Annotated in this window: 12 protein-coding genes and 1 pseudogene; 5 read left to right on the plus strand and 8 right to left on the minus strand. The window is 62.3% G+C overall.

Annotation, left to right across the window (positions count from 1 at the left end):
- Nucleotides 1-118, plus strand: a pseudogene (locus tag EN885_RS17795) (IS630 family transposase); the annotation flags it as partial.
- 126 nt (nt 119-244) lie between these two features.
- Here EN885_RS17795 and EN885_RS17800 read toward each other — a convergent pair.
- The 7 genes from EN885_RS17800 to tkt all read right to left on the minus strand — a co-directional run bounded on the left by EN885_RS17800 (nt 245) and on the right by tkt (nt 9,712).
- On the minus strand, nt 245-976 hold the full coding sequence (locus EN885_RS17800) for an SGNH/GDSL hydrolase family protein (RefSeq protein ID WP_095487257.1): 732 nt from the start codon (nt 974-976) through the stop codon (nt 245-247).
- Between the two features lie 98 nt (nt 977-1,074).
- Nucleotides 1,075-1,815 (minus strand): thioredoxin family protein, encoded by a 741-nt coding sequence (locus EN885_RS17805; RefSeq protein WP_127288423.1) that lies wholly within the window; start codon nt 1,813-1,815, stop codon nt 1,075-1,077.
- 137 nt (nt 1,816-1,952) lie between these two features.
- Complete coding sequence (locus EN885_RS17810) at nt 1,953-2,978, minus strand: class I fructose-bisphosphate aldolase (protein WP_128243013.1); 1,026 nt, start codon at nt 2,976-2,978, stop codon at nt 1,953-1,955.
- A gap of 128 nt (nt 2,979-3,106) precedes the next feature.
- Nucleotides 3,107-4,303, minus strand: a complete 1,197-nt coding sequence (locus EN885_RS17815) for a phosphoglycerate kinase (RefSeq protein WP_128243012.1) — start codon at nt 4,301-4,303, stop codon at nt 3,107-3,109.
- Between the two features lie 108 nt (nt 4,304-4,411).
- Entirely contained in the window at nt 4,412-6,301 is a 1,890-nt protein-coding gene (locus EN885_RS17820; protein WP_126104596.1) for a potassium/proton antiporter, read from the minus strand.
- A 254-nt stretch (nt 6,302-6,555) separates the two neighbouring features.
- Nucleotides 6,556-7,566: a type I glyceraldehyde-3-phosphate dehydrogenase gene (gene gap / locus EN885_RS17825; protein ID WP_128243011.1), complete on the minus strand. Its 1,011-nt coding sequence runs from the start codon at nt 7,564-7,566 to the stop codon at nt 6,556-6,558.
- Nucleotides 7,567-7,720: 154 nt separating this feature from the next.
- Nucleotides 7,721-9,712, minus strand: a complete 1,992-nt coding sequence (gene tkt / locus EN885_RS17830) for a transketolase (protein ID WP_128243010.1) — start codon at nt 9,710-9,712, stop codon at nt 7,721-7,723.
- A gap of 272 nt (nt 9,713-9,984) precedes the next feature.
- On the opposite strand from tkt, the gene EN885_RS17835 reads away from it, so the two are divergent.
- The 4 genes from EN885_RS17835 (at nt 9,985) to EN885_RS17850 (ending at nt 12,500) form a co-directional block, all read left to right on the plus strand.
- A complete protein-coding gene (locus EN885_RS17835) occupies nt 9,985-10,257 on the plus strand; it encodes a DUF4164 domain-containing protein (protein WP_023797069.1) in 273 nt (90 codons plus the stop codon).
- A gap of 11 nt (nt 10,258-10,268) precedes the next feature.
- Nucleotides 10,269-10,634, plus strand: a complete 366-nt coding sequence (locus EN885_RS17840) for a cell division protein ZapA (RefSeq protein ID WP_095487243.1) — start codon at nt 10,269-10,271, stop codon at nt 10,632-10,634.
- Between the two features lie 182 nt (nt 10,635-10,816).
- Entirely contained in the window at nt 10,817-11,476 is a 660-nt protein-coding gene (locus tag EN885_RS17845; RefSeq protein ID WP_128243009.1) for a peroxiredoxin, read from the plus strand.
- A gap of 151 nt (nt 11,477-11,627) precedes the next feature.
- Entirely contained in the window at nt 11,628-12,500 is an 873-nt protein-coding gene (locus EN885_RS17850; RefSeq protein ID WP_128243008.1) for an MBL fold metallo-hydrolase, read from the plus strand.
- A gap of 33 nt (nt 12,501-12,533) precedes the next feature.
- Here the strand turns inward: EN885_RS17850 and EN885_RS17855 are convergent, their stop codons facing one another.
- A complete protein-coding gene (locus EN885_RS17855) occupies nt 12,534-13,049 on the minus strand; it encodes a hypothetical protein (RefSeq protein ID WP_245493091.1) in 516 nt (171 codons plus the stop codon).
- Between the last annotated feature and the right edge of the window lie 6 nt (nt 13,050-13,055).

Consider the following 13,055-nt stretch of genomic DNA (forward strand, 5'->3'; position numbering starts at 1 on the left):
TCAGAAACGCACCATCGAGGACACTTGGCGACACATCGGCCATCTCGTCGCAACGATCGAACCCGGCGAATGCAAGAACTACTTCGCAAACGCCGGGTACGCTTCCGTCAAAACGTGAAAGACTCTAAAGCGCGTCGCGTTCGACCGACCTCACGCGACGCGCTTTAGGTTGTTGTTTTATGCATGTCGTTATCGCAAAACCGCTGCACACTTTTGCGCGACATGCATTAGGGCCGGCGGCCCGCTACGCGACGCGTGGTTCGTTGGCGAGCACCAAGCCGACGAGATGTTCCGCCCAGGCCCGGTAGCCGGCTTCCGAGGCATGAAATCCGTCGGACGCAAAGCCGGCTTCGGCATCGGTGATCGGCAGGCGCGGCGCCGGCACCGCGCCGCGTTCGAGGCAAAGGCGCTCGCCCATCCGGTTCATCTCGGCGGCGCGGATTTCCAGGATCTTTCCGAGCAGCGGCGGCATTGCCGGTGCCCGGGTGAATTCGAGCACCGGCGACCACACCACGCGCGCCTCCGGCCATTTGGCGCGCAGCGCGTAGAGCAGGCCGCCAAAATCGCTCTTGAAACGCGGCACCGAGTGGAAGTTCTTGGTGTCATTGGTGCCGATGGCGAGCACGATATGCGTCCAAGGATCGGCCGACAGATTGGGCAGCACATGGTCGCGGATCTGGCCTGAGGTCGCCGAGTTGAAGCCGGCTGCCCGCCAGCGCACCGCACGGCCAGTGCGTTTCGAGATCAGATCAGCCAGTTGCGCGGCCAGCCCATACTCGGAATTGCCGATGCCGACCGAAGCGGCGGAAGAATCGCCAAGCATCAGAAGCGAGACCGCCGGCGCCTGGCCTGATATCTCGTGCATGACCGGACCCTGCGCCGGCAGCATGCGGGTGGTGCGGCGGCGCACGCCGAGCCCCTGCCAGACATAGACCGGAAAGGCGAGCCAGGTGAGGAGGGCAAGAAAGCGCTGCATCGCAAACCGTTAATGGGCAAGTCCGTTAAAGGGCATAGCGAGCAGCACTTAGCGCATATCGGGCTAAAGGCGAAAGACCTTGCGTCGACGGCCCGTCGTCAATGGCAACAGGCGTCCGGCATCTCGGGCCGGTCTGCATATTCATCGTGCAGCCGCACCCAGTCCATCAGGCTGTGGTAGGGGCCGGTCTCGTTGCGGCCCTTCGGCGTCAGGTCGAGATAATGATAAGCGCCGATCAGCGGATCGCCGCCCCTGGAGCGCGACATGAAGGTCAGGAAGATGTCACCGTTGTCATCCCTGTAGAACACGCTGACGCCGGGAAGGTCTTTTGATTTGCGCGCGCGCTGCTCGAAATTGTAGGTCGTGTCGCCTGATGCGATCTGCTTGTCGGTGAAGGAAACCTGCATGTCGAAGTTGAAATCCGAGGCGTAGGACGACACCCAGTCGAATTTCCAGCCCATGCGCTGTTTGTAGGGCAGAAATTCAGCCAACGGCGCCCGCGAGATCACGACAAGCGACACATCGTGGTGCTTGAGGTGCTGGTTGGCGCCGTCGATGTGGTCGGCAAGGAAGGAACAACCTTCGCAACGGTAATCGGCGCCCGGCCCGAACATGAAGTGGTAGACGATCAGCTGGCTTGCGCCGGCGAATAATTCGGCCAGTTTCTTCGGGCCCTGTTCGGTCTCGAAGACATAGTCCTTCCGGACCTTCAACCAAGGCAATTCCCGCCGTTCGGCAGCGATGCGGTCGCGAAATCGCGTCAATTCCTTCTCGCGGGCCAGATGCGCCTTGTGCGCCTGGAACCAGTCTTCCCGTGAAACGATCTTGTTGTTTGGCATGGGTCTGCTCCTCTTTGAGACCCAAGGACGTTTGGGCTCAACGCAAGCCGACACGGTCCTCGCATTCTTGGAGCGATTTCAGAGCACATGGAACCCGGGCACATGACCCGGGTCCGGATGAAGGCAGAAAAAACCGGTCAGGCGGCCTGTTCCAGTTCCGGCTGCCATTTTCCAAGCGCGGCCAGATGGTTCATGTGGGCGCGGTGGGCGAAGGCGGCCTGGGCAGCGGCGACGTTGGCCGCCTTGCCGCTCCACGCCTTCTGTGGCGCCGCCTGCAAGGCGCGGCCATAGGAGAAGGTCAATTTCCACGGATGCGGGCCGATGGCATTGATGGCATTGAGGTTGGCGGTCGCCTCCTCGTCCGATTGTCCGCCGGAGAGAAAGGCGATGCCCCCAATTGCGGCCGGCACCGTTTCGCGGAACAGTTTTATGGTCTTTTCGGCGACTTCCTCAGGGCTGCTCACCTTGCCCGACTTCTTGCCGGCGAGAACCATGTTCGGCTTCAGGATGGTGCCTTCGAGGACGACGCGGGCCGCGTAGAGCTCGGTGTAGAGCTTCGTCAGCGTTGCCTTGCTGATCTCGTAGCAGGTGCCGATGTCATGGGCGCCGTCCATGAGCACCTCCGGCTCGACGATCGGCACGATGCCGGCCTCCTGGCAAAGCGCCGCATAGCGGGCGAGCGCATGCGCGTTCGAGCCGATCGACGTGGCGGAAGGCACGCCTTTCGCGGCGTCGATGTCGATCACTGCACGCCATTTGGCGAAACGGGCGCCAAGTTTGTAATAGTCGGCGAGCCGCTCGCGCAGGCCGTCGAGGCCTTCGGTGATCGTGTCGCCGGGGTAGCCGGCCAGAGGCTTGGCGCCGGCATCGACCTTGATGCCTGGGATGGCGCCTGTTGCCTTGATGATGTCGACCAGCGGCGTGCCGTCGGCGGCCTTCTGGTGGATGGTCTCGTCATAGAGGATGACGCCGGAAATGTATCTGGTCATCGCGTCGGAGGCGCGGAACATCATCTCGCGATAGTCGCGGCGGCTGTCGGCGGTCGATTCGACGCCTATCACGTCGAAGCGCTTCTTGATGGTGCCGGAGCTTTCGTCGGCGGCCAAAAGACCCTTGCCGCCGGCCACCATCGCGGCGGCAATGTCCTCGAGACGTTCGCTCATTGTGCTTCTCCCTGAAACGTTGTTCCCGCCTAGCAGACCACTAGAGCAAGGCAGGTTCAAGTCGAACCATTCCAAGCGGAAAGCTCGAATCGATTGAAACGCGCAAACGCCCCGTTCGCTTTCTCGCCTCAGCGCTTCAGCACATCGACGCCGGGCAGCGGCTTGCCTTCCATCCACTCCAGGAAGGCGCCGCCGGCGGTCGAGACGTAGGTGAAGTCGTCGGCGACGCCGGCGTGGTTGAGTGCGGCCACCGTGTCGCCGCCGCCGGCCACCGAGATCAATTTGCCGGCCTTGGTGCGGGCCGCGGCGTGCTTGGCTGCCGCCACCGTCGCGTGGTCGAACGGCTCGATCTCGAAGGCGCCAAGCGGACCGTTCCAGACCAGCGTCGCGGCGCGATCGATCCAGTCGGCAATGGTCTTCACGGTTTTTTCGCCGACATCGAGGATCATGCCGTCGGCCGGCACCTCTGATATTGCGACGGTTTCGCTGGCGGCTCCCGCCTTGAATTCCTTGGCGACGACACCGTCGACCGGCAGGATGATGGCGCAGCCGGCTTCGGCCGCCTCGATCATGATCTGCTTGGCGGTGTTGGCGAGGTCGTGCTCGCACAGCGATTTTCCGACGTCAGTGCCGCGCGCGGCGAGAAAGGTGTTGGCCATGCCGCCGCCGATGACCAGCGCGTCGACCTTCTTCACCAGATTCATCAGCAGGTCGATCTTGCTCGAGACCTTGGCGCCGCCGACGATGGCAACGACAGGGCGGACGGGATTGCCGAGGCCCTTTTCCAGCGCGTCGAGCTCAGCCTGCATGGTGCGGCCGGCGAAAGCCGGCAGCAGGTGCGCAAGCCCTTCCGTCGACGAATGGGCGCGGTGGGCGGCCGAAAAGGCGTCGTTGACGAAGATGTCGCCATTGGCGGCGAGTTTTTCGGTGAAGGCCGGGTCGTTCTTCTCCTCGGCCTTGTAGAAGCGGGTGTTTTCGAGCAGCAGCACGTCGCCGTTGCCCATGGCGGCGACGGCGCTCGCGGCCTTGTCGCCGATGCAGTCGGATGCGAAGCCGACAGGGCGGCCGAACACCTCCGCGGTCGCCGTGGCGATAGGCTCAAGCGAGAATTCAGGCGACGGTCCGTCCTTTGGCCGGCCGAAATGGGCAAGCAGGATGACCTTAGCGCCCTTGCCGGAAAGCTCGGCGATGGTTGGCGCGATGCGCTCGATACGGGTGGCGTCGGTGACCTTCCCGTCGGCGACGGGAACGTTGAGGTCGACGCGCACCAGCACGCGCTTACCATCGATATTGCCGATGTCGTCCAGTGTCTTGAAGCTGGCCATGCTGTTCCCTTTCGCGAAAAATCGCCGGGACCTTAACCCGCAACAACGACGATGCAAGACCTGCAATGGTGCTACGCGGAAAATGACCACAGCCCGTGTCGGGAGCCGTCAGCCCTCGTCGGTTGCCTTTTCCACCACCGGCTGTGGAGCCGGTTCCGCGTCCGTCAGCGCCTCGCCACTCTGCTTTTTGACCCGCTTGCGCCAATTGCGCGCAAAGGCAACGATACGGTCGCCGATTTCGCCGGCACTCAGGAACACCGGCACCCGTGCCACCGGCGCGGTCGGCTCGAGGGAAAGACCAAGGCCGGTGATCTTGCCTTTGTCGTCGACGTCGCGGACGATCAGCTCGATCGGACCAATCAGCACGCGGTCGGCATATTCGGCATGGCCGCCGAGCCGCTCCGTCACCAGGTCGCCGACGGTCAGCTTGCGTTCCTCCTCGGTCAGGCCCGGCGTGTAGGCCGCTTCCAGTTCCGCGGCGGAGCGCGCCGGATCGACGGCGAAGGCGCCGAAGAAGTCCGCATCCTCGGGATCGACCACGGCGCGGCTGGCGAACAGCTTGTCGAGCAGGGCTGGATAGCGATCCGGCACGAAGATGTAGACATGGTCGCCGGCGGCGAGCCTGCCCATGTCCTGGAAGCGCATCGAGCGCCCGTCGCGCAGCACCAGCGACGGCCGCGCCCAGCGCGGAATGCGCTCACCGCGCGCCACTGGGCTGCCAGGTGCTACGCGATAGGCGAGAAGCTCGTGATGGGCGGAGCCGGGCAATTCGAGCTCGACCTTGTCCAGTGGCCCCAGGCGGGCCGGCACGATCAGGCCGAGGCGGCGCGCCAGCGGTCCGACAGTCCATCCCTGGATGACCAGCGACACCAGCACGACGATGAAGGCGGTGTTGAAGATGAGGCGGCCGTTCTCAAGGCCGCCAAGCAGCGGCGTGATGGCGAGCAGGATCGACACCGCGCCACGCAGGCCCACCCATGAGATGAAGGCGACTTCCGGGCGCGGCAGACGGAACGGCATCAGGCAAAGCCAGACGGCGATTGGCCGCGCCACGAAGATCAGGAACAGGCCTAGCAGCACCGCCGGCAGCAGGATCGCCGGAAATTGCGACGGCGTCGCGAACAGGCCGAGGATCAGGAACATGATGATCTGTGCCAGCCACGACATGCCGTCCTGGAAGCGCTTGAGGATGGTGACGGCGCGGATGTCGGAATTGCCGGCAATGAGGCCGGCGAGATAGACCGCCAGAAAGCCGGAGCCGCCAATGGCGCCCGCGGCGGCGAACACCATCAGCGACAGTGTCAGCACGAAGATCGGCAGCAGCCCGTGGTCGAGATTGAGCCGGTCGACGAGGCGCACGATGGCAAGGCCGCCGAAAATGCCGACGATAGCGCCAAGCCCCATGTTGAGAAGGAAACCGAGGACGAGGTCGGTAGCCAGCACCCCGGCCTCGAGATTGGCGTTGACGGCGATGATTTCGACCAGGGTGATGGTCAGGAAGATGGCGATCGGGTCATTGGTGCCGGATTCCACCTCGAGCGTGGAACGCACGCGCTCGCGCAAATTGATCTCGCCGGCGCGCAACAGGAAGAACACCGCTGCTGCGTCGGTCGAGGCAACTGCGGCACCGAGCAGGAAGGATTCCAGCCAGCTGAGATCGAGCAGGTAGTAGGCGACGACGCCGAACAGGCCAGTGGTCACAAGGACGCCGATCGTTGCCAGCGACAGCGCCGGTCCGGCCGCCTGCCGCAAGACATTGAGCGGCGTGCCGAAACCAGAATCGAACAGGATCACCGCCAGCGCCAGTGAGCCGGCAAAATAAGCCAGCCGCGCATTGTCGAACTGGATGCCGAGGCCGTCGGTGCCCGTGGCCAAGCCGATGCAGAGGAACAACAGCAAGAGAGGAGCGCCGAAGCGGAAGGCGATCAGGCTCGAAAACGCGGCTGCAACGACAAGTGCGGTGCCAACCAGCGTTACGAGATAGATCGCATGCTCCATCCGAAAACCGCCCCCTCAATTTCGTGTACCTCTCGCTTTACGGGAGAGTGAGGCGAAGACATGACCGGTGCAAGGCGGGAGGGTGGTTTTTTGCCCTATGCCGCTGATTTTCGGGTGTTTTGACGCTCAAGGCGCGGCCTTGCCAATCAAGTGGCGGAGCGTCCGTTGCGCGTCCAAGAGGACACACGGCGCTCCAATGAAAAACGCCCGGACAGAGCCGGGCGTTTCCAAGTCGCGAGAAGATGGTCCTGTGATCAGGCGATGGTCTTGCCGAATGCAACTGATGTGTCGGCCATGCGGTTGGAAAAACCCCATTCATTGTCATACCAGGACAGCACCGAAACGAAGTTGCCGTCCATGACCTTGGTCTGGTCGAGCGCCATGATCGAGGAATGCGGATCGTGGTTGAAGTCGATCGACACGTTCGGATGATGGGTGACGGCGAGAATGCCCTTCAGCTTGCCCTTGGAGGCGGCGATCACCGCCTCGTTGATCTCCTGCACGGTCGTTGGCCGCTTGGCGATGAACTTGAAATCGACGACCGAGACGTTCGGGGTTGGCACGCGGATGGAGATGCCGTCGAGCTTGCCCTTGAGGTCGGGCAGCACGAGGCCGATCGCCTTGGCCGCACCGGTCGAGGTCGGGATCTGCGACAGGGCCGCGGCGCGGGCGCGGTAGAGATCCTTATGCATGGTGTCCAGCGTCGGCTGGTCGCCGGTGTAGGAGTGGATCGTCGTCATCATGCCCTTCTCGATGCCGACGGCCTCATGCAGCACCGCTGCCAGCGGCGCCAGGCAGTTGGTGGTGCAGGAGGCGTTCGAGATGACGATGTGGTCCTTGGTCAGCTTGTCATGGTTGATGCCATAGACGACGGTGAGGTCGGCGCCCTCCGCAGGTGCCGAGACGAGGACCCGCTTGGCGCCGGCGGTCAAATGCGCCGCTGCCTTGTCGCGGGCGGTGAAGATGCCGGTGCATTCGAGCGCGATGTCGATGCCGAGCTCCTTCCACGGCAGCTGCGTCGGATCCTTGATCGCGGTGACCTTGAACTTCTCCGTGCCGACGGTGATCTGGTCTCCGTCAACCGTCACTTCATGCGGGAAGCGGCCGTGCACGCTGTCGAAGCGCAGCAGATGCGCATTGGTCTCGACCGGGCCGAGGTCGTTGACGGCGACCACATCGATGTCCTTGCGGCCGGATTCGTGGATGGCGCGCAGGATGTTGCGGCCGATGCGGCCGAATCCGTTGATGGCAACTCTGACGGTCATTTTTTTCTCCCTGGGAGTTGGAGGCCGAAGATCAAGTCCGCAGCTTCATAACGGCGGGCTGCCAAAGAATCCAGCCGTCGATGGGTTGGATTTAAGTCCACCAAACTGAGGCTGCCCGCAAAACCGCTACGCGCGTTTTCGCGGGCGCCAAGCTTTATTCGCCGTGCAGGCGGGCTTCCGCCGCCTTCACCGTCGCTTCGGCGGTGATGCCGAAATGCGGATAAAGCTGTTCGATCGTGCCAGAGGCGCCGAAGCCGGTCATGCCGATGAAGATGCCGTCGGTGCCGATGAAATGATCCCAGCCCTGGCGGATGCCGGCTTCGATGGCGATCTTGATCGGCGCGTTGCCGATCGTCTTCTTGCGATAGTCGGCGCTCTGCTTGTCGAACAATTCGAAGCAGGGGACCGAGACGACGCGGGTCGGATGGCCGTGCTTTTCCAGCGCCTCGCGCGCCGCCAGCGCGATTTCGACCTCGGAGCCCGAAGAGAAGATCGTCACCGCCGCATCGCCATTGGCGGCGGCCAGCTCATAGGCGCCCTGGCGGCTGAGGTTTTCCGCAACGAAGTCGTTGCGCACCGTCGGCAGGTTCTGCCGGGTCAGCGCCAACGTTGAAGGCGTCTTTTCCTGCTCAATGGCCAATTGCCAGCATTCGGCGGTCTCGACCGCGTCGGCCGGGCGGAAGACATTGTGGTTCGGAATGGCGCGCAGTGCGGCCAGATGCTCGACCGGTTGATGGGTCGGGCCGTCTTCGCCGAGACCGATGGAATCATGGGTCATGACGAAGATCGAGCGGATGCCCATCAGCGACGCAAGCCGCATCGCAGGACGGGCGTAGTCGGAAAAGCACATGAAGGTGCCGCCATAGGCGATGAGGCCGCCATGCAGCGTCAGTCCGTTGAGCGCGGCCGCCATGCCGTGCTCGCGAATGCCGTAGTGGACGTAGCGTTGGCCGTAGTCGTCTGATGTGATGTTCTTGGTCTGGCTGGTCTTGGTGTTGTTCGAGCCAGTCAGGTCGGCCGAGCCGCCGATCGTTTCTGGCACCGCGCCGTTGATGATCTCGAGCGCCATTTCCGACGATTTGCGGGTGGCGACCTTCGGCTTGTCCGTGGCGAGCTTCTTCTTGTAGTCGGTGATGACGGCGTCGAAATTCGCCGGCAGCGTGCCGCTGATGCGGCGCTCGAATTCGCTGCGCAAATTGGCATCGGCTTTGGCGAGGCGGCCTTCCCAGTCGGTGCGTGCCTTGACGCCCGTCTTGCCGGCGTCGCGCCAGGCATCGAGGATATCGGCAGGGACATCGAAAGGTGCCGAATCCCAGCCGAAGAACTTTCTCGCCCCAGCGATTTCATCAGCGCCGAGCGGCGAACCGTGCGCCTTGTTGGTGCCGGCCTTGGTCGGCGCGCCGAAGCCGATCGTGGTCTTGCAGGCGATCATCGTCGGCTTGTCGGAATGGCGGGCCGCCTCGATGGCATAGGCGATCGCTTCCGGATCCTGGCCGTCGATGTGGCTGGCGTTCCAGCCGGACGCCTGGAAGCGGGCGACCTGATCGGTGTTGTCGGCCAGCGACACCGGGCCATCGATCGAGATGTTGTTGTTGTCCCAAAAGACGATCAGCTTGTTCAGCTTGAGATGTCCGGCAAGCGCGATGGCCTCCTGCGAAACGCCTTCCATCAGGCAGCCGTCGCCGGCCAGCACATAGGTGTAATGGTCGACAAGGTCATTGCCGAAGGCGGCATTCATGATGCGCTCGCCGAGTGCGAAGCCGACCGAATTGGCAAGCCCCTGGCCGAGCGGGCCGGTCGTCGTCTCGATGCCGGCGGCATGGCCGTATTCGGGATGGCCTGCCGTCCTCGATCCCAACTGGCGGAAATGCTTGATCTGGTCGAGGGTGATGTCCTCGTAGCCGGTCAGGTAGAGCAGTGAATAGAGCAGCATCGATCCATGACCGGCCGACAGGATGAAACGGTCGCGGTCGGCCCAGTGTGGAGCCTTGGCGTCGAATTTCAGGAAACGCGTGAACAGCACCGTGGCAATGTCGGCGCAGCCCATGGGCAGGCCAGGATGGCCGGATTGGGCCTTCTCGACAGCGTCCATGGAAAGAAAACGGATTGCATTGGCCATCCGGTCATGTTGTTCACGCGAGGTCATGCTTCCTCCAGTGTGGGGGTTTGGGGCCTTGGGAGAGCCCTGGAAAGGGGTGCGCGACACATAGCAGGCGCGGCTTTTTAGTCAATAAACCGGCGCGCTTTTGCCGGTCTTGTGATGGCGCCAGAAGGGTCTTGGAGGCCCTACATTAGCGTTAGCAGGGGACAGTCGCGAGACCTTTATTGACGTCGGCTTCACACGGCGCGTAATGTTTCAGACATAACGCGTTCTGAACGTGGATGATTCGGTGATGGGCAGGGCGCAGGACGAAAGCCATGACCGGGGAAACGACACTCAAGGAAGTCATCGCGAGGCTGGGTAAGGCCATCGAGGGGCTGGAAAATGCCGTCGCGGCCAAGCTCGAGCACGAGCGCGACTATACGGAAGCCGAGGCGGAGGTGCAGCGCATGAACGCCGACCGCTCGCGGCTGGCGCAGGAACTCGACAATTCCGAAGCGCGCGCCGAACGACTGGAAGACGCCAACAAGGAAGTGTCTCGTCGGCTGGTGACCGCCATGGAAACCATCCGCGCCGTGTTGGATAGATAGGGGCTGGCCCAATGGCACAAGTCACGGTTTCCATAGACGGCAAGCAGTATCGCATGGCTTGCGACGAGGGCCAGGAAGAGCATCTGATCGACCTCGCCGAGCGCTTCGACCGCTATGTCTCACATCTGAAGGATTCTTTCGGCGAGATCGGCGACCAGCGGCTGACCGTGATGGCCGGCATCATGGTCATGGACGAGCTTTCGGAACTGCAAAAACGCGTCAAGGGCATGGAAAGCGAAGTGCTGACGCTGCGCAAGACGCGTGACGACGCGCTGACCAAGGCCGATAAGAACGATTCCGTGCTGACGAATGCGCTTGGGGCGCTCGCCCAGCGCATGGAAGATCTGGCCACGACGCTGGCGGTGAACAAGGCCTGAGCCAGCGCAGCGGAAATTCCTGCTGCATTTGCCGAGAAGCAATGAAAATTTTTCGCCGCCGGCCTCAATGCCGGTGGCAACAGGCGTTTGAAGGATGACACCGGAGTGGTAGAAGGGCAGAGCAGCGCCGGTGGGTGCCGGCTGCGATCTGCAAATCTGCAATCACAGGGTAGGGACACGTCATGAGCCTTCGTATCAACGATATCGCGCCGGATTTCACGGCCGAAACCACGCAAGGGACGATCAGCTTCCACGAATGGATCGGTGACGGCTGGGCGGTGCTCTTCAGCCATCCGAAGAATTTCACGCCGGTCTGCACGACCGAGCTCGGCACGATGGCCGGGCTGGAAGGCGAGTTCAAGAAGCGCAACGTCAAGATCATCGGCATTTCCGTCGATCCGGTCGAAAACCACGCCAAATGGCAGGACGACATCAAGACGGCGACCGGCCATTCGGTGAACTATCCGCTGATCGGCGACAAGGATCTCAAGGTCGCCAAGCTTTACGAGATGCTGCCGGCCGGTGCCGGCGAAACCTCGGAAGGGCGCACGCCCGCCGACAATGCCACGGTGCGTTCGGTCTATGTCATCGGCCCCGACAAGAAGATCAAGCTGGTCCTCACCTATCCGATGACCACTGGCCGCAACTTCGATGAGATCCTGCGCGCCATCGATTCCATGCAGCTGACCGCCAAGCACCAGGTGGCGACGCCGGCGAACTGGAAGCAGGGCGAGGACGTCATCATCACCGCCGCCGTTTCCAACGAGGATGCGATCAAGCGTTTCGGCGCCTATGAGACGATACTGCCGTATCTCCGGAAGACCAAGCAGCCCGCTGCCTGAGCAGGGCAGAGGCGGCACAGGAGATTTTTCGGTTTTCTCGCCTGCACGAGCATGCGGTGCTTGACGGCGTGGCGCTGGCGAATGACCATGCTCTTCTTTTGCCCCGGCAGGGAAAACCATTCCTGCCGGGTAGGAGTTGAGGGAGCCGGGATTGGACGCGACATCGGCCAAGCTGCAGGTGGCAGGCTTTTACGACAAGCCGAGCGGGTCCATCCAGTATGTCGTCGCCGACCCGCAGACGCGACGATGCGCAATCATCGATCCGGTCCTGGATTTCGACGAGAAGTCCGGCGCCACGGCGACGAAGAATGCCGACGCCCTGCTCGACTTCATTAGACATCAACGGCTGGTCGTCGAATGGATCCTCGACACCCACCCGCATGCCGACCATTTCTCGGCGGCGCACTATCTCAGCGCGAAGACCGGAGCGCCGACGGCGATTGGCGAGAAGATCATCGACGTCCAGAAATTGTGGAAGGTGATCTACAACTGGCCGGATTTTCCTGCCGACGGATCCCAGTGGAACAGGCTGTTTGCGGATGGCGAGACCTTTTCGGTCGGCGGCATTCCGGCAAAGGTGCTTTTTTCGCCGGGCCACACGCTGGCATCGATCACCTATGTGATCGGCGACGCCGCTTTCATCCATGATACGCTGTTCATGCCGGACAGCGGCACGGCGAGGGCGGACTTTCCCGGCGGCAGTGCCGCCCGGCTCTGGCGCTCGATCCAGGATATCCTCGCGCTACCGGACGAGACACGTCTTTTCGTCGGTCATGACTACCAGGCGGAAGGGCGCGAACCCCTGTGGGAGAGCACGGTCGCGGAACAGAAATCCAAGAACACCCATATTGCCGCCTGCAGGACAGAGGCCGATTTCGTGGCGTTGCGCGAGGCGCGCGACAGGACGCTGCCCATGCCCAGACTGATCCTGCACGCGCTGCAGGTCAACATGAATGGTGGACGCTTGCCGGAACCGGAATCCAACGGCCGCCGGTATTTGAAATTTCCGCTCGATTGCTTGTGATGAGATGGGTCGCAGACGCCAGCTAGTCTAGCTTCAGGGTTTTGTTCTGCGGGCTAAATGTTCATACGTGATTTGCCAAGGGTCGCTCTCGGAAGATCTTTCCTCGCCGATCCAATGGAAGCTGTTGGTAGTGATCTCAGTGAAACGCCATCGAGTTTTCAGACCGCGCGAGTCATTGCCGAGCTGGACAATGTCCTTACCCTCGGCCCGCCCGATCTGGCGCGAGTGATCTCGGTTGAGCGGGTCGTTCCATATGATGTGCCAGCCATCGATCCCAGGATCGAAGATGCGCAAAGTCGTGCCATACATCGTGGACGGCGCAGGGCGCTTGGGCCTGATCCAAACGTCCTGAATCGCGCGGCCTTCGAGCACCCAGCCAAAATGGCATTCTCCATTCCATTTCTGAATTGTGCCGTCGTCGAGGTAGTGGACCGTGTCCATTTCCCAGCTTCCAATTAGCCATCCATACAGGTCCATCTCTTTCGCTCGGTCGGCTGGGGGACCTTCGGATCCGAGAGCGATGAGAAACTGAGAAATCGTCATCGTCATATTGCC

The organism is Mesorhizobium sp. M6A.T.Cr.TU.014.01.1.1, assembly GCF_004022765.1.
Lineage (GTDB): Bacteria > Pseudomonadota > Alphaproteobacteria > Rhizobiales > Rhizobiaceae > Mesorhizobium > Mesorhizobium mediterraneum.

Bases quoted from the DNA above. Each gene is read 5' to 3' on its own strand.
- EN885_RS17815 (WP_128243012.1), bottom strand. From the start codon at position 4,303: ATGGCCAGCTTCAAGACACTGGACGACATCGGCAATATCGATGGTAAG.
- EN885_RS17835 (WP_023797069.1), top strand. From the start codon at position 9,985: ATGACCGGGGAAACGACACTCAAGGAAGTCATCGCGAGGCTGGGTAAG.
- EN885_RS17855 (WP_245493091.1), bottom strand. From the start codon at position 13,049: ATGACGATGACGATTTCTCAGTTTCTCATCGCTCTCGGATCCGAAGGT.
- EN885_RS17840 (WP_095487243.1), top strand. From the start codon at position 10,269: ATGGCACAAGTCACGGTTTCCATAGACGGCAAGCAGTATCGCATGGCT.
- EN885_RS17820 (WP_126104596.1), bottom strand. From the start codon at position 6,301: ATGGAGCATGCGATCTATCTCGTAACGCTGGTTGGCACCGCACTTGTC.
- tkt (WP_128243010.1), bottom strand. From the start codon at position 9,712: ATGACCTCGCGTGAACAACATGACCGGATGGCCAATGCAATCCGTTTT.
- EN885_RS17845 (WP_128243009.1), top strand. From the start codon at position 10,817: ATGAGCCTTCGTATCAACGATATCGCGCCGGATTTCACGGCCGAAACC.
- EN885_RS17810 (WP_128243013.1), bottom strand. From the start codon at position 2,978: ATGAGCGAACGTCTCGAGGACATTGCCGCCGCGATGGTGGCCGGCGGC.
- EN885_RS17800 (WP_095487257.1), bottom strand. From the start codon at position 976: ATGCAGCGCTTTCTTGCCCTCCTCACCTGGCTCGCCTTTCCGGTCTAT.
- gap (WP_128243011.1), bottom strand. From the start codon at position 7,566: ATGACCGTCAGAGTTGCCATCAACGGATTCGGCCGCATCGGCCGCAAC.
- EN885_RS17805 (WP_127288423.1), bottom strand. From the start codon at position 1,815: ATGCCAAACAACAAGATCGTTTCACGGGAAGACTGGTTCCAGGCGCAC.